At 72.5% G+C, this 14,505-nt stretch carries 12 protein-coding genes; 7 read left to right on the top strand and 5 right to left on the bottom strand.

The window, feature by feature from the left end:
- Positions 1-9: 9 nt before the first annotated feature.
- The 3 genes from ACWIGU_RS18060 to ACWIGU_RS18050 all read right to left on the bottom strand — a co-directional run bounded on the left by ACWIGU_RS18060 (position 10) and on the right by ACWIGU_RS18050 (position 3,131).
- A complete protein-coding gene (locus ACWIGU_RS18060; protein WP_454401959.1) occupies positions 10-1,614 on the bottom strand; it encodes a transporter in 1,605 nt (534 codons plus the stop codon).
- The gene (locus ACWIGU_RS18055) at positions 1,590-2,372 is read right to left on the bottom strand and encodes an ABC transporter ATP-binding protein (protein WP_454401957.1); all 783 of its coding nucleotides are present in this window, start codon (positions 2,370-2,372) and stop codon (positions 1,590-1,592) included. The genes ACWIGU_RS18060 and ACWIGU_RS18055 overlap by 25 nt, the downstream gene beginning before the upstream one ends.
- Before the next feature lie 75 nt (positions 2,373-2,447).
- On the bottom strand, positions 2,448-3,131 hold the full coding sequence (locus ACWIGU_RS18050) for a bifunctional DNA primase/polymerase (protein WP_454401955.1): 684 nt from the start codon (positions 3,129-3,131) through the stop codon (positions 2,448-2,450).
- A 312-nt stretch (positions 3,132-3,443) separates the two neighbouring features.
- Between ACWIGU_RS18050 and ACWIGU_RS18045 the strand changes: the two genes are divergently transcribed.
- Together ACWIGU_RS18045 and ACWIGU_RS18040 are read left to right on the top strand one after the other, a co-directional pair.
- Positions 3,444-4,826 (top strand): transcriptional regulator, encoded by a 1,383-nt coding sequence (locus ACWIGU_RS18045; RefSeq protein WP_454401953.1) that lies wholly within the window; start codon positions 3,444-3,446, stop codon positions 4,824-4,826.
- 216 nt (positions 4,827-5,042) lie between these two features.
- Positions 5,043-6,536, top strand: a complete 1,494-nt coding sequence (locus ACWIGU_RS18040) for a hypothetical protein (protein ID WP_454401951.1) — start codon at positions 5,043-5,045, stop codon at positions 6,534-6,536.
- Positions 6,537-6,608: 72 nt separating this feature from the next.
- Here ACWIGU_RS18040 and ACWIGU_RS18035 read toward each other — a convergent pair whose 3' ends face one another.
- Entirely contained in the window at positions 6,609-7,904 is a 1,296-nt protein-coding gene (locus tag ACWIGU_RS18035) for an ABC transporter substrate-binding protein (protein ID WP_454401949.1), read from the bottom strand.
- Positions 7,905-8,021: 117 nt separating this feature from the next.
- Here ACWIGU_RS18035 and ACWIGU_RS18030 point away from each other — a divergent pair, with 117 nt between their 5' ends.
- The 3 genes from ACWIGU_RS18030 (at position 8,022) to ACWIGU_RS18020 (ending at position 11,375) form a co-directional block, all read left to right on the top strand.
- Positions 8,022-8,522 (top strand): SCO4402 family protein, encoded by a 501-nt coding sequence (locus tag ACWIGU_RS18030; protein WP_326775231.1) that lies wholly within the window; start codon positions 8,022-8,024, stop codon positions 8,520-8,522.
- 70 nt (positions 8,523-8,592) lie between these two features.
- On the top strand, positions 8,593-9,477 hold the full coding sequence (purU, locus tag ACWIGU_RS18025) for a formyltetrahydrofolate deformylase (protein WP_454401947.1): 885 nt from the start codon (positions 8,593-8,595) through the stop codon (positions 9,475-9,477).
- A 500-nt stretch (positions 9,478-9,977) separates the two neighbouring features.
- Positions 9,978-11,375: a PAS domain-containing protein gene (locus ACWIGU_RS18020; RefSeq protein WP_454401945.1), complete on the top strand. Its 1,398-nt coding sequence runs from the start codon at positions 9,978-9,980 to the stop codon at positions 11,373-11,375.
- 19 nt (positions 11,376-11,394) lie between these two features.
- Here ACWIGU_RS18020 and ACWIGU_RS18015 read toward each other — a convergent pair whose 3' ends face one another.
- A complete protein-coding gene (locus ACWIGU_RS18015) occupies positions 11,395-12,150 on the bottom strand; it encodes an SIS domain-containing protein (RefSeq protein WP_454401943.1) in 756 nt (251 codons plus the stop codon).
- A 215-nt stretch (positions 12,151-12,365) separates the two neighbouring features.
- Between ACWIGU_RS18015 and ACWIGU_RS18010 the strand changes: the two genes are divergently transcribed.
- Both ACWIGU_RS18010 and ACWIGU_RS18005 read left to right on the top strand, forming a co-directional pair.
- Positions 12,366-13,058 (top strand): metal-dependent transcriptional regulator, encoded by a 693-nt coding sequence (locus ACWIGU_RS18010; RefSeq protein ID WP_100596009.1) that lies wholly within the window; start codon positions 12,366-12,368, stop codon positions 13,056-13,058.
- A 580-nt stretch (positions 13,059-13,638) separates the two neighbouring features.
- Positions 13,639-14,499, top strand: a complete 861-nt coding sequence (locus tag ACWIGU_RS18005) for an alpha/beta fold hydrolase (protein WP_454401941.1) — start codon at positions 13,639-13,641, stop codon at positions 14,497-14,499.
- Positions 14,500-14,505 lie beyond the last annotated feature (6 nt).

Here is a 14,505-nt window from a genome sequence, read left to right as displayed (position 1 = left end):
GGCCACGCGTCATCCCTTGCTGACCGCCGCGAGGATCTCCGGCAGGCGGGCCGCCGTGCGCGGGGCGGCCAGGCGCAGGCCCGCCAGGGTGATCCCCGCCGCGTACGCGGCGCCGATCGGCAGCAGCAGCCAGGTCGCGGACTCGGCGCCCGACACGTGCAGCCAGATCGCGAGGGCGATGACGGGTGCGCACAGCAGGGCCGCCGCGACCATCCCGCCGAAGATCGATATCCAGGCGAGGCCCGCCTGCCCCGGGGCGACGTTCTTGTAGCCCTCCTGCGGGATCGAGTACGGGAAGCGGGCCGACGACCAGGCGCCGGTGGCGAGCATCGCGCCGAGGAGCGCGAAGGAGAGGCCGAGCACCTCGGGCAGGGCCCGCCAGTCGCCGAGCATCGCGGTCGTGACGACGGTGACCAGCGTCGCGTACGGCAGGGTGATCGTCAGGAGGGCGAGGGCGCGGCCACGCAGTTCGACGTAGGCGTCGCGCGGCGAGGAGATGGTCATGGCGACCATCCAGAACGCCGAGGTGTCCTGCCCGAACTGGTTGTACATCTGGATGCCGAGCATTCCGGCGGCGAAGCACGCGAAGTAGATGGAGCCGGTGCCCTGGAGGGCGTTGAAGACCGGCACGATCAGGCCGATGGCGAGGGACGTCACCCAGGCCGCCTTGGTCTTCGGGTCGCGCCACACGTAGCGCAGGGCGCGCTCCATGACCGTGCCCGTGCGGCCGTCGGGCAGGAGGCGGGGGCCGCGGGACGTGCGCCTGCGGCGGGTGGGTTCGGCGGCCTGGAGCGTGGAGCCGTCGGGGGACGTCATGAGACGCGTCAGGGCGCGCTGCCACGCGTACAGGAGTCCGGCGAGTGCGGCCGCGCACAGGACGAGGCGGGCCGCCGCGACGCCGTACGCGCCGTGGCTGACGGAGTCGACGGCGCCGATCGCGGACGCGGGCGGGATCCAGGCCAGTACGTCGCCCGCCGGGTCGAGCGCCCCGAGGCCGCCGGACGAACCGAGCTTCTGCGCGCCGAAGTTGACGACCTGCGCGCCGACGGCGATGACGAGCCCGCTGAGGACGGCCAGGTCGCGTCCCTTGCGGCTGGTGAGCAGCCGGATGTTGGCGGCGGCCACGGCGCGGGCGAGGGCGACGCAGGTGAGCAGGGTGAGGGCGACGGCCAGGACCGCGACGGCGGACGCGGCGGCCCCGTGCGCCAGGGCGATCACCGCGCCGACCGCGAGACAGAGCGTGAACAGGGGGCCGATCCCGACGAGGGACGCGATGAGCAGACCCCGTACGAGAGGGTGTGGCCGCAGCGGGAGCATGACGAGGCGGGTCGGGTCGAGGGTCTCGTCGCCGGAGGGGAAGAAGAGCGGCATCACCGCCCAGCCGAGGGCGAGTACGGCGGTGAGGATGACGCAGAGGGTCGCCGCGTGGGTGCTGCCGCGCAGGGCGATCAGGCCGATGAGCTGGAGCGCGGCGAAGAGAGTGACGACGACGAGCGTGGCGATGTAGGCGGCGCGGCGGCCCGCGGAGCCGCGCAGCCCGTTGCGCAGGAGCGCCAGCTTGAGGCGGACCAGCGCGACGGTCGTCGTGGTCACCGGCTGCCGCCTCCCAGCCATTCCAGGTCGGAGGTGGTGTCGCGGCTGTTCGCGCCGACGAGTTCGAGGAACGCCTGCTGGAGGGAGGGCGCGCCGCCGCGCACTTCGGCGAGGGGCCCCTGTGCGCGGATGCGGCCGGCGGCCATGACGGCGACCCAGTCGCAGAGCGACTCGACGAGCTCCATGACGTGGGAGGAGAAGACGACGGTCGCCCCGGAGCCGGTGTAGCGCTCCAGGACGCCGCGGATGGTCTGCGCGGAGACCGGGTCGACGCCCTCGAACGGCTCGTCCAGGAAGAGGACTTCGGGGTTGTGGAGGAGCGCGGCGGCGAGCCCGATCTTCTTGCGCATGCCGGTCGAGTAGTCGACGACGAGTTTGTGCTGGGCCCCGGTGAGGTCGAGCACGTCGAGGAGCTGGGCGGCGCGCTTGTCGACCTCGGCGCCGGGCAGGCCGCGCAACCTGCCCGTGTACGCGAGGAGTTCGTGCCCCGAGAGCCGCTCGAACAGGCGCAGGCCCTCGGGGAGCACCCCGATGCGGGCCTTCACCTCGACGGGGTCGCGCCACACGTCGTGGCCGACGACTTCGACGGTGCCCCGGTCGGGCCTGAGCAGGCCGGTGACCATGGAAAGGGTGGTCGTCTTGCCCGCGCCGTTCGGCCCGACGAGGCCGATGAACTTGCCCGCGGGAAGGACGAGATCGATCCCCGCGACGGCGACGCTCTGGCCGAACGCCTTCCAGAGGTCCTGTACGCGTACGGCCGGCGCCCCGGCCTCGGTCACTGTGCCGCCCGCCGCCCTTCGTCGCCGTCATCGGTTCCCGCACGATACGTGGCCGCGCGGGTCGCTGTCGGGGTTCTACCGGCGGCCCTCCCGCCCGCACGCGTACGCCAGCGGGGAGATGAGCTCCTCGGCGTCGGGCAGCCAGCGGTTCGCGGCGGTGGGGCGGCAGGCCCACTGGACGGCGCCCCGGCCGCCGAAGCGGGTGGGCGGCGCGGCGACGTAGGCGCCCTCGCCGAGCGCGTCCAGGTCGAGGGAGGCGGGCGGCCAGCCCAGCTTGCGGACGAGGTCGGGGACCTTCGCGGCGGCGCCCGGCAGGACGAAGAACTGCATCCGGCGGTCGGGGGTGCAGGTGACCGGGCCGAGAGTGAGTTCCATGCGCTCCATGCGGGCCAGGGCCAGGAACCCGGCGGTCTCGGGCACGTCGATCGCGTCGAACGTGCGGCCCGTCGGCAGCAGGATCGAGGCGGCGGGGTGCTTGGACCACAGCCGGCGGGCGGCGGTCGCACTCCCGGTCGCCTGGTTCGCCCAGTCCTCGCGGGCGTGGTGGGCACCGGGGGCCGCGCACCTGGCGTCGCCGCAGGAGCAGTGCTGCCTGCCCTCGTCGACCTCCAGCCAGGTGCCGGGGAACACGTCCCAGTGGCGTTCCTCCGCGTAGCGCACGGCGGCGTCGAGGAGGGCCTCCCCGCGCTGCCTGGGGATCTGGGGAGGCGAGGTGACGGACGAGGTGACTGCCGAGGTGACTCCGATGGTCTCTTCCACGACGTTCTCAACTCCCGCCGCCACCCGGGGTTACGGGCGCACGCGCGCGGGGGCCCGCAGCACCGATCCTGCACGTGGGGCGCATGGATGCATGGGCGGGGGCGCGCGGGAGGAATGGCCCCGGCAGGGGGGTAGCCAGCCCGGAGGACCAGACGAGGGTGTTGTCCACCGACCGGCTACCAGTTGAGGCTCTTGCTTGTTTTTGCCCTTCTTTGTGGCGCATCTTCCGTTTGATCTGAGGGCATTGATCACCTCGAGGCAGGCTCTGCCCGAGCCGGCCCGATGGTCCACGGTGCACACAGGGGGTACGCCATGGCCGCAAGGCCTCTCGTAGCGCGACAGCCCAACGAACGGCTGCAGGCGCTCATCCAGGAAGCGGGCTGCTCGAACGCCGGGCTGGCCCGCCGGGTCAACATGTGCGGATCGGAGCACGGCCTCGACCTGCGCTACGACAAGACGTCGGTGGCCCGCTGGCTGCGCGGGCAGCAGCCGCGCGGCCGGGCGCCCGGCATCATTGCCGAGGCCATCGGCCGCAAGCTCGGCCGCACGGTCACCATCGACGAGATCGGCATGGCCAACGGCAAGAACCTCGCGTCGGGCGTCGGCCTCCAGTTCTCGCCGACCGTCCTCGGCGCCATTGAGCAGGTGTGCGAGCTGTGGCGCAGCGACGTGGGGCGCAGGGACTTCCTGTCCGGGTCGTCGGTGGCCTCGTCCGCGCTGGTCGAGCCGAGCCGCGACTGGCTGATCTCCGTACCCGACTCGCAGGTCGCTCGGTCGGCGGGGCCGCGGGTCGGGGCGTCGGACGTGGCGGCTGTGCGGGCGATGACCCAGGCGCTGACGGACCTTGACCACCAGTACGGCAGCGGGCATGTGCGGCCGGTGGTCGTCCACTATCTGAACAGCGTGGTGTCGGGGCTGCTCGCGGGCTCGTACCGGGAGGCCGTGGGGCGTGAACTCTTCGCGGCGGTCGCCCGGTTGTCGGAGCTGGCCGGGTACATGGCCGTCGACACCGGACAGCCGGGCCTCGCCCAGCGGTACTACATCCAGTCCCTGCGCCTCGCTCAGGCCGCCGGCGACCGCGGGTACGGCGGATACGTCCTGGCCGCGTCCATGAGCCACTTGGCGGCGCAGCTCGGAAACCCGCGCGAGATCGCCCAGTTGGCGCGCGCCGCGCAGGAGGGGGCGCGCGGGCGGGTGACCCCGCGCGCGGAGGCGATGTTCTACGCGGCCGAGGCGCGGGGCCACGCCCTGCTCGGGGACGCGCGGGCCACGCAGGCGGTGGCGGGCAGCGCGCTGGCCGCGCTGGAGCGGGCCGAGCCGGGCTCGGGCGACGACCCGGCCTGGATCGCGCACTTCGACGCGGCGTATCTCGCGGACGAACTGGCGCACTGCTACCGGGACTTGGGTCAGGCGGAGGCGGCGCGGCGGCAGGCCGAGGCGTCCCTGGCCGGGCATCCTCAGTCGCGGGCGCGGCGCCGGGCGATCGGTCTGGTGCTGCTCGCCACGGCGCAGGTGCAGCAGCGCGAGGTCGAGCAGGCCTGTCAGACGGGGACGCGCGCGGTGGAACTCCTCGGCACGCTGCGCTCGAACCGGGGCGCCGAGTACCTGGACGACTTCAGGCAGCGCCTCGAGCCGTACCGGGACGAACCCGTGGTGCGGGAGTTCGGTGCGCGCCTTGATCTTCAGGCAGCGTGAAGTTTGGTGAGCGGCGCGCAGGAGACGTACGGGTGAAGCTTGTGTGACGGACGCCTCAACCCGCTTCGGGAGGGCGCTAAACAGCGTTCCGCGGGCCTGTTTTGTTACTTGAGGGTGTGGGGAGGCTGTGGGGTTCTGAGCTGCGTGGCACGTGTGTGCGGGGACCCGGTAGCGTGAGCCGACGATTCCGAAGGTCCCCCATTCGTAGGAGTCCCGGTGACGCAGCAGAGCGGACAGGGCGAGGATCCGCACCTTCCCTCGGTGCGGCAGGCACACGAAGGCGTCGTGCTGCCCGCCGACGGCAGCGAGCCCTTGCTGCCGGGTACCTTCGGCGGCGACCCGTCGCACGTCGCCCCCTCGGGCGGCAGCCCCTGGGGCCAGCCGTGGGGCCCCGAGTCCGCGCAGGCGGCCTCCGGCGGCCCGATGCCCACGTACGAGTGGGGCGCGCCGTCCGCGGCGCCCGCGCTGCCGGGTGAGAACGCGCCGCACGCCGCGGCCCCGCTGCCCCCGGCCGCACCGCAGCAGCAGTACTCGGCACAGCTGCCGCCCGCCTCCTCCTCGGACGCGACGCAGTACATAGCCCCCACCGCGCCCTCCGACGCGGACGCCACGCAGTACATCGCGCCGGTCCCGCCCGGGGCCCTGCCGCCCGAGGTGCCCGCCGACGCCACCCAGTACCTGGGCCGCGCGAACGCACCCGGCCAGATGCCGCCCCCGCAGCAACAGCAGCCGTACGGCTCCATGCCCATGCCGCCCGCGGGCACCGACAGCGATGCCACGCAGTACATCGCTCCCGTGCCCTCGCCGCCGCCGAGCGCGCCCTACGGCATCCGCCCCGGCGCCCCCGGCGACCGGCAGCCCCCGGCCGAGTTCGACAGCCTCTTCCGCACCGAGCCGGAGCCGGACGCGCCCGCCTCGACGCAGCAGATGCCCCGCTTCGACCCGCGCGCCGGCGGCCCCGGTGGCCCCGGCGCACCGTCGGGACCGGGCGGACCGGGAAGACCGGGAAGACCCGGTCCGGCCGCGCAGCCGCAGGGCCCGTACGAGCCCACCGGGCGGGCCGCGGCCCGCAAGGGCCAGAGCCGCACCGGCTCGAAGGTGCCGCTCATCGCCGCCATCGGCGTCGGCATCCTCGTCGTCGGCATCGGCGCGGGCGCTCTCATCAGCGGCGGGGGCGACGAGAACAAAGGCGACGACGCCAAGCCGGCCGCCGCGACCGGTGAGCCGGGCAGCTCGTCCCCGACGCCCGCCGACCCCGCCAAGGCGCAGGCCGTCGCGCTCGACAAGCTCCTCGCCGACTCGAACAACAGCCGCGACACGGTCATCAGGGCCGTCGCGAACATCGGCGCCTGCAAGGACCTCGGCAAGGCCGCCAGCGACCTGCGCGGCGCCGCCACCCAGCGCACCGGGCTCGTCACCCGGCTCGCCGCGCTCGAAGTGGACAAGCTGCCCAGCAACGCAGCGCTGACGCAGTCCCTCACCAAGGCGTGGCAGGCGTCCGCCTCCGCGGACAGCCACTACGCGGCGTGGGCCGACCAGGTCGCGGGCAAGGGCGGCTGCCACAAGGGCCGCGCCAAGGCCACCCCGCAGCGCCGCGCGGGCGACCGGGCGAGCGGCACGGCCTCCACGCAGAAGACCCAGGCGTCGAAGCTGTGGAACACCATCGCGACGCAGTGGAACCTTCCACAGCGCAAGCCGTTCCAGCTCTAGTTCCCGTTCTGGTTCCGGCTCTGGTTCCGGCTCTGGTTCCAGCTGTTACGGGTGGGGCGGGCCCGAGCGGGCTCAGCCCATCGGGGTCGCCTCCAGCGTCCTCGACACGTCGACGAGTCCGCGGCGCGCGGCCACGAGCCGCCCGTCGCGCACCACCTGGAAGGTGACGTCGGCGTTGACGAGCCGCGGGAAGCCGCGGGCCGCGATCATGTCCTCGAAGCGCCAGCTCAGCGTCGGCGTCAGCCCGCCCGTACGCACCTTCAGGCCACCGTCGAGCGCCTCACGCACCGTGTGCGACGTCACGTCGCCGTTGCCGAGCGACTCGATGACCTGCTTCAGGACGGTGTACGCGATCCAGGTGGTCTGCACGCCGGCGTCCGCCGGGTCGATCCGGTTGTCGCCGAACGCCTGCTCGCTGATGACCTTGCGCATCGTCGCCCACCGCCGGTCGGTCGCCACCGGGTACCAGCCGGTGACGTACGCCCCTTCGTAGACGCCCGACTTGCCGCCCGAGCGGTCGATGACCGTCTGGTCGACACTGCCGAGGACGGTCGAGATCCGCACCTTCGGATACGAGTCACGGGTGCGGCGGAACGAGTCGAAGAACGTGTCCGTGCGGTCGCCGAGGACCGCCGTCACGCAGCCCTTCCCGGTCGGGTCGGCACCGGCCCGCAGGAGCGCCTGGCGGGCCTGCTCCGTGTAGTCGGTGGCGTCCTCGGCGGCGCGCACGTCGGACGCGCGGTTGCGGCCCGCGGACAGGCCCGCGTCGAGGAGCAGCGGCAGCTGGTCGCCGGCGACGGTGTCGGGGCGCACGAGCGAGGTGCGGTCGCAGCCCGCGGCGGCCAGCTGACGTCCGTTCCCGGCCATCAGGGCGGGCTGGCCGCCGTTGACCGGATACGACAGGGGGCTGGCGAACTCCTCGTCGGTGACGCCGTAGCCGCCGATGTACGGGATGCCGGCGGACTCCAGCGGGGCGAGGAAGGAGCGGGCGTGCTGGCTGTAGGAGCCGACGACCGCGACAGCCTGCTGTTCGACGGCGTCCCTGGCGCAGCGGGCGGCGCCCACGGTGTCGTTGTTGTCGTTGCAGGTGATGACCCTGAGGTCGCGGCCGCCTATGCCGCCGTGGGCGTTGACCCAGCGCGCGTAGGCGCGGGCCATGGCGGGCATGCCGGGCATGTTGGTCGCCTGGGTCTTCTCGGGCGCCCACGTCATCACCGTGATGGGGTCCTTGGAGCTCCCGGTGATGTCGGAGACGAGTCCGCACCCGGCGACGAGCGACGCACAAGCCGCCCACACCGCCGCCGAAAGCACGGTGGAACGCAGGGAGCGCGAGGTGCGCGAGGTGGTGGTGCGACGCCGGCCAGTCATGAACCTGCACGATTCCGCCGCATCCCTAACCGGCGAGTGACCTGCGGTCAACGTGCGGTGACGTGGAGGTGAATTACGGGGGGCGGGGCGGGCCTGCGGGGACGGCACGTACGATCGATGACCGTGCAAAGCTCGGAGAAGTCTTCCCGTCGCGGCCGTCGCTCCTCCACCATGGGCGGCATGCCACTCAACGACATGCCGTGGTGGCGCTGGCGCAGCAATGTGCGCTCCGCGCTGCACATGCTCTCCGACCCCGCGTTCCAGCGGGACGTCTGGCTCGCGGGCGTGGACGGGTTCGGGGACGTCACCGACGCCGTGTACCGCCTCGTCGAGGACACCTGGCTCGACAACTGGTCCGCCGAGAAATACGTCGGCACGATCTTCCGCGACTCCCAGGAGGCGCAGCTCGTCGACACCGCGGTGCTGCGCGTGCTGCGGATCATGCACCAGGTGGGCCCGGACGCCCCCGTCTCCGCCTATCTCGACCACCACGCGTGGCCGGAAGCGGTGCACTCCGCGCGGGACGCGCACGTCGTGCTCGCCACGAGCGACGGCGACGACCCCGACGCGGCGCCCCGCACGCTCGAGGTCCTGCGGATCATGACGCGGGCGGCCTGAGCGCCGCGAGCCCGTCCGACCAGCGGGACGGCGGCCCGGCGCGGGTTACGTGTATGGGACCCTTGCCTGCATGAATGAGCAGTCCCCCGCGTCCGGCGTCGCCGGCGGCGAGCAGTACGTCCTGACTCTCTCCTGCCCCGACAAGCGGGGCATCGTGCACGCCGTGTCGAGCTATCTCTTCATGACCGGCTGCAACATCGAGGACAGCCAGCAGTTCGGCGACCACGACACGGGCCTGTTCTTCATGCGGGTCCACTTCTCGGCGGACGCGCCCGTCACCGCGGAGAAGCTGCGGGCCAGCTTCGCCGCGGTCGGCGACTCCTTCCACATGGACTGGCAGATCCACCGCTCCTCGGAGCGGATGCGCGTCGTCCTGATGGTGTCGAAGTTCGGTCACTGCCTGAACGACCTGCTGTTCCGCGCCCGGATCGGCGCCCTGCCGGTCGACATCGCGGCGGTCGTCTCGAACCACACGGACTTCGCCGAGCTCGTGAAGTCGTACGACACCCCCTTCCACCACATCCCGGTGACGAAGGACAACAAGCCCGAGGCCGAGGCGCAGATCCTCGACCTGGTGCGCGCGGAGGGTGTCGAACTGGTCGTCCTGGCCCGCTACATGCAGGTCCTCTCGGACGACCTGTGCAAGGAGCTGAGCGGCCGGATCATCAACATCCACCACTCGTTCCTGCCGAGCTTCAAGGGCGCCAAGCCGTACCACCAGGCACACGCGCGGGGCGTGAAGCTGATCGGCGCGACCGCGCACTATGTGACGGCCGACCTCGACGAGGGCCCGATCATCGAGCAGGAGGTCGAGCGCGTCGGCCACGACGTGACGCCGGACCAGCTCGTGGCGATCGGCCGCGACGTGGAGTGCCAGGCACTCGCCCGCGCCGTGAAGTGGCACGCGGAGCACCGGATCCTGCTGAACGGGCGCCGGACGGTCGTCTTCACCTGATCCACCGCGCGCGGGTCGTCGGCTCGCGGGTGGTGCGCCCGCGGGTTGTGCTCACACGCAGACGACCCGCGAGCCAGGTTTCCTCCCGTACGAGACAGGCGGAAGCCGGCCGGACGTACCGGCGGCTCGCGGGTCGGGTGACTGCTTGGGATTGGGGCCGGCTGCACGCAGCTCTCACGTGCTGGTCCGGCGCCGAAATCGAGATGCGACGCCGGGCTGCTAGCCCGCAGTCACCTCACGCGTCCGGTATTCATACATCTGCCGAACCACCTCCCTTCGTGTGTACCCCCACTCTAAGAAGGGTCCGCTGAGCCTTCAAGCGAATTAACGGGCCCGCCCCTGGGCCCGTCCGCGACGTCGTACGCTGTGATCAAGGACGGAACGTTCCCCCGGACCTCCGGGACGCAACGATTTCCCCGAACTCCGTGTGTGCTGCGTCACGTTCGAGTTGAATGATCTGAAGTGCGGAACACGCGGACACAGCCTGCAGGGGGTGCCAGGTGAGTGCTTCCCGGCGTAGAGGGGCCACCGACGAGCTCGGGCCCGACGAGCCCGGGCGGGACGGGGCCGATCTTCTTGCCGCGTTGCTCGACGGGATGGACGCCGCGCTCTGCGCGTTCGACGCCGACGGGATCGTGACCCATTGGAACCGCGAGGCCGAGCGGATCCTCGGCTGGTCCGCGGCCGAGGCCGTGGGACGGCGCGGGTTCTCCGGATGGGCGGTGCGCAGCGCCGACGCCGACGACGTCGAGGCCCGGCTGATGGCCGCGATGCGGGCCCCGGGCCGGCAGGTCCACGAATTCGCCCTGCTCACCAAGGACGGCGGGCGCGTCCTCGTACGGACACAGTCCTCCGCCGTGCGCGGGCCCGACGGCAAGCCGGCCGGGCTGTACTGCGCGTTCAGCGAGGTGCACACACAGATCGACCTGGAGCGGTCGATCGCCCTGAGCGAGGCCCTCTTCGAGGACGCCTCCTGGGGAGTCGTCCTCGTCGACGCCGACCTGCGGCCCGCCGCCGTGAACGCGCACGCCGCCCGGGCCCTCGGCTCGGGCCGTACCGCGCTGCTCGGACGCCCCCTCGGCGACCTGCTCTCGCAGGGCGTCGAGGAGCTGGAGAGCGCGCTCGCCCATGTGCTCGCGGAGGGCGCGCCGCCGGCCCCCGCCGAGCTGTGGGTGACGGTGCGGCTCCCGGAGGGCGACGCGCGCAGGTGCTGGCGCAGCGGCTTCGTGCGGCTCGCCTCACCGCTGACCGAGGAACCCGTACCGCTGGGCGTCGGATGGCTGTTCCAGGACGTCACCGAGGCCAAGCAGACGGAGCAGGAGGCGGCGCAGCTGCGGTTCCGGGCCAACCAGCTGCACCGGGCCTCGCGGGCCGCCGCCGAGTGCGAGGACCCGGCGGAGGCGGCGACCATCCATCTGGACTTCGCGCTGGCCGGGTTCGCCGACCACGCGCTGATCGATCTGGTGGTCGGGGACGAGCAGGCCGATGCGGGTGCCGACGGGGACCGTACGGGTCCGGTGCGCCTGGCCCGGGCCGCCGCGACGCCTTCGGGGGCGCCGGGGCCGAGCCTGCTGGTGTCCCGTACGACGCTGCCCGTGCGCTATCTGGAGGGCCACCCGGCGCTGCAGTGCGTGGAGCGCACGGGTTCGGTGCGGGCCAGCGCGAGCGGGCGCGACGCCACGCGGGCGCGCGAGTGGGCCGAGGCGAGAGCGTGGCCCGAGGGCACGGTGCACGCCCTGTGCGCGGTACTGCGCAGCCGGGCGCGGACGCTGGGCGTGGTGACGTTCCTGCGCGGGCCCAGCCGTACGCAGTTCGAGCGGGCCGACGCCACGTACGCGGAGAGCGTCGCGGCCCGGATCGCCGGGACGCTCGACCTGGCGAGGGTGCTCGACCGGTAGCCGCGCCGCGCCCCCGGCGTCAGTGCCGGTAGAAGATCCGGTCGCCGTACTCCCTGAAGACGCGGCCGTTCCACTCGTGTCCGCCGTCCACGTTCCCGGAGCGCAGGAGCGGCGGCTGGATGCCGCGGTCGGCGAGCTCGGCCGCGGCCGTCGCCATGGTGGCCTGCATCAGCGCGCTGGCCACCATCGTGGAGGCCGGCCCGAAGGGAGCGTCGACCGTGTCGTACGTGAGCTCCGCGTCGCCGACCTCGATCTTCGAGTCGAGGACGATGTCGCAGTGGTCCTTGAGGAACGTCCCCGACACATGGCGGGACTTCGTCTCCTCGGCGTACGCCACGGACGTCACGCCGATCACGCGCAGGCCCAGCGCGCGCGCGTTCATGGCCATCTCCACGGGCAGGGAGTTGCGGCCGGACAGCGAGATGATCACCAGGGTGTCGCCCGCGCGGACCGGGCTGGTGTCGAGGACGGCGCCCGCGAGCCCGTCGACGCGTTCCAGGGCGGAGCCCAGCGTGGCGGGCATGACGTCGACGCCGACGACCCCCGGTACGGAGAGCAGGTTCATCAGGGCGAGACCGCCCGCGCGGTAGACGACGTCCTGCGCGGCGAGCGAGGAGTGCCCCGCGCCGAACGCGAAGAGCCGGCCCCCCTCGGCGACCGTGTCGGCGATGAGCGTGCCGGCGGCCGCGATGTTGCGGTCCTCCTCGTCGCGCACCCGCCTCAGCAGGCCGATCGCGGCGTCGAGGTACTGACCGGCCAGCTTGCTGTCGCTCATCGGCGGAGCCCCTTCGTGATCCCTGACTGCGTCCGTCACTGCCCGCGTGCCGCGCATCACGTTGCGGTCCGGACCAGTGAGCTGTCAATACGTTCCCGCCGTACGGAGCCCGGTTCCCCCGGCGCGGCACGGTTGTCGGCGCTATGCGTCAGAATTGGGTTCAGGGCCAGCGCACGAGCTAGCGGTGAGCTAGCAGAGCTAATCGAGGGGCACGTATGTCCGGACTGATCGACACCACGGAGATGTATCTCCGCACCATCCTCGAGCTCGAAGAGGAAGGTGTGGTCCCCATGCGCGCCCGGATCGCCGAGCGGCTGGACCAGAGCGGCCCGACGGTGAGCCAGACCGTGGCCCGCATGGAGCGCGACGGCCTGGTGGCCGTCGCCACGGACCGCCACCTGGAGCTGACGGACGAGGGCCGCCGGCTCGCCACGCGTGTCATGCGCAAGCACCGCCTCGCCGAGTGCCTGCTCGTCGACGTGATCGGCCTGGAGTGGGAGCAGGTGCACGCCGAGGCCTGCCGCTGGGAGCACGTGATGAGCGAGGCGGTCGAGCGCCGCGTCCTCGAGCTGCTGCGGCACCCGACCGAGTCGCCGTACGGGAACCCGATCCCGGGGCTCGAGGAACTGGGCGAGAAGGACGGCGCGGACCCGTTCCTGGACGAGGGCATGGTGTCCCTCGCCGACCTCGACCCGGGCACGGACGGCAAGACGGTCGTGGTGCGCCGGATCGGTGAGCCGATCCAGACGGACGCGCAGCTGATGTACACGCTGCGGCGTGCGGGCATCCAGCCGGGCTCCGTGGTCAGCGTGACGGCGTCGCCGGGCGGGGTCCTGGTGGGCAGCAGCGGTGAGGCCGCGGAGCTGGTCGCGGATGTCGCCTCTCACGTGTTCGTCGCCAAGCGCTGAGCGGGGCGCCGAGAGCAGGGCGCGGCACAAGTCGTCCGGGTAACTTACCGACGCGTCAACTCCTGTTCCCACAGGCATAGTTGGGGCGTCACCGCATTCCCTGAGAACTCTCGCAGAAAGCAAGATTCACTGCGTGGAATCGCAGCGCGCGGACGTTTTGCGTGCAAGGCTGTCGCGAGAGGCATATGACCTGAGGACTCCTGACCGTCTCGGTTTCGGGTCCGCACCGGTCCGGCCGCACGGGCGGGGAGGGGGCAGGACGATGTGCCGACGCACCCGGGCGGGGCGTGCCCAGGCGGGGCGCACTCAGACAGAGGGCCCCGGCACCTTGCGGCGCCGGGGCCTGTCCTCCCCTGTGCTGACCCGGAGCCCCGAGCTCCCAGGGTCATCCCCTTCGGACCGATTTCCCCGAGCGGTCCGCCTCCCGCTGAAGATCTCCCCTCGGCGGCGGCGATCAATCCTTGAGCGAGGTCACTCGAACGAGGGGTGTTGCCGGGAACGACCGCGTTTTCGAAAAAGAGTTCGATAGCGTGCGCGGGTACGCGACTGCAGGCGCGACCAAAAGGGGGTGCCAGGGCCTATGGTGCGGCGCATCGACGTGACCGGGGCGGGCGGCGTGAGCCTCGCCGCGTGGGAGTTCGCCGACCCTCCCAAGACGGGTGAGGTCGACCAGTCCCCCGGCGTGCTGTTACTGCACGGCCTCATGGGCCGCGCCTCGCACTGGGCGGGCACCGCCCGCTGGCTCTCGGAGCGCCACCGTGCCGTCGCGCTCGACCAGCGCGGCCACGGCCAGAGCCAGAAACCTCCCGAGGGTCCCTACGACCGCGAGGCGTACATCCAGGACGCCGAGGCCGCCCTCGTGCAGCTCGGCCTCGCGCCCGCCGTCGTCATCGGCCACTCCATGGGCGCGCTCACCGCCTGGCAGCTCGCCGCGCGCCGCCCCGACCTCGTCCGGGCCGTGATCATCTGCGATATGCGGGCCTCCGCGCTCGGGGCGGCGTCCCAGCGGGAGTGGGAGGACTGGTTCGACGCCTGGCCCCTGCCCTTCGCCACGCTCGGCGACGTACGGAAGTGGTTCGGCGAGGACGACCCGTGGGTGGAGCGGCCCCAGCCCTCGCGCGGTGAGTTCTACGCCGAGGTCATGGCGGAGAGCCCCGACGGCTGGCGGCCCGTGTTCGACCACCGGCAGATGCTCGTCTCCCGGGCCACGTGGGTCTACGACGCGCACTGGGAGGAGCTGGCCCAGGTCCGCTGCCCCGCCCTCGTCGTCCGCGGCCTCGACGGCGAGCTGGGCCGCGCCGAGTCGCAGGAGATGGTCCGCGTCCTGCCCAGGGGCGAGTACGCGGAGATCGCGGACGCCGGGCATCTCGTGCACTACGACCGGCCGGAGGCGTTGCGCTCCGCGATCGAGCCCTTCCTGGACGGCGTGCTCACCTCGTAGCGGCAG

Source organism: Streptomyces sp. NPDC055400, assembly GCF_053644375.1.
The sequence above is the reverse complement of the archived record's forward strand: the minus strand, read 5'-3'. Positions and strand labels throughout refer to the sequence as shown.

What these genes read in the sequence shown, in the direction of transcription:
- ACWIGU_RS18045 (WP_454401953.1), top strand. Translation starts at nt 3,444, where the DNA reads ATGGCCGCAAGGCCTCTCGTAGCGCGACAGCCCAACGAACGGCTGCAG.
- ACWIGU_RS18010 (WP_100596009.1), top strand. Translation starts at nt 12,366, where the DNA reads ATGTCCGGACTGATCGACACCACGGAGATGTATCTCCGCACCATCCTC.
- ACWIGU_RS18030 (WP_326775231.1), top strand. Translation starts at nt 8,022, where the DNA reads ATGACCGTGCAAAGCTCGGAGAAGTCTTCCCGTCGCGGCCGTCGCTCC.
- ACWIGU_RS18005 (WP_454401941.1), top strand. Translation starts at nt 13,639, where the DNA reads ATGGTGCGGCGCATCGACGTGACCGGGGCGGGCGGCGTGAGCCTCGCC.
- ACWIGU_RS18015 (WP_454401943.1), bottom strand. Translation starts at nt 12,150, where the DNA reads ATGAGCGACAGCAAGCTGGCCGGTCAGTACCTCGACGCCGCGATCGGC.
- ACWIGU_RS18060 (WP_454401959.1), bottom strand. Translation starts at nt 1,614, where the DNA reads ATGGCTGGGAGGCGGCAGCCGGTGACCACGACGACCGTCGCGCTGGTC.
- ACWIGU_RS18035 (WP_454401949.1), bottom strand. Translation starts at nt 7,904, where the DNA reads ATGACTGGCCGGCGTCGCACCACCACCTCGCGCACCTCGCGCTCCCTG.
- purU (WP_454401947.1), top strand. Translation starts at nt 8,593, where the DNA reads ATGAATGAGCAGTCCCCCGCGTCCGGCGTCGCCGGCGGCGAGCAGTAC.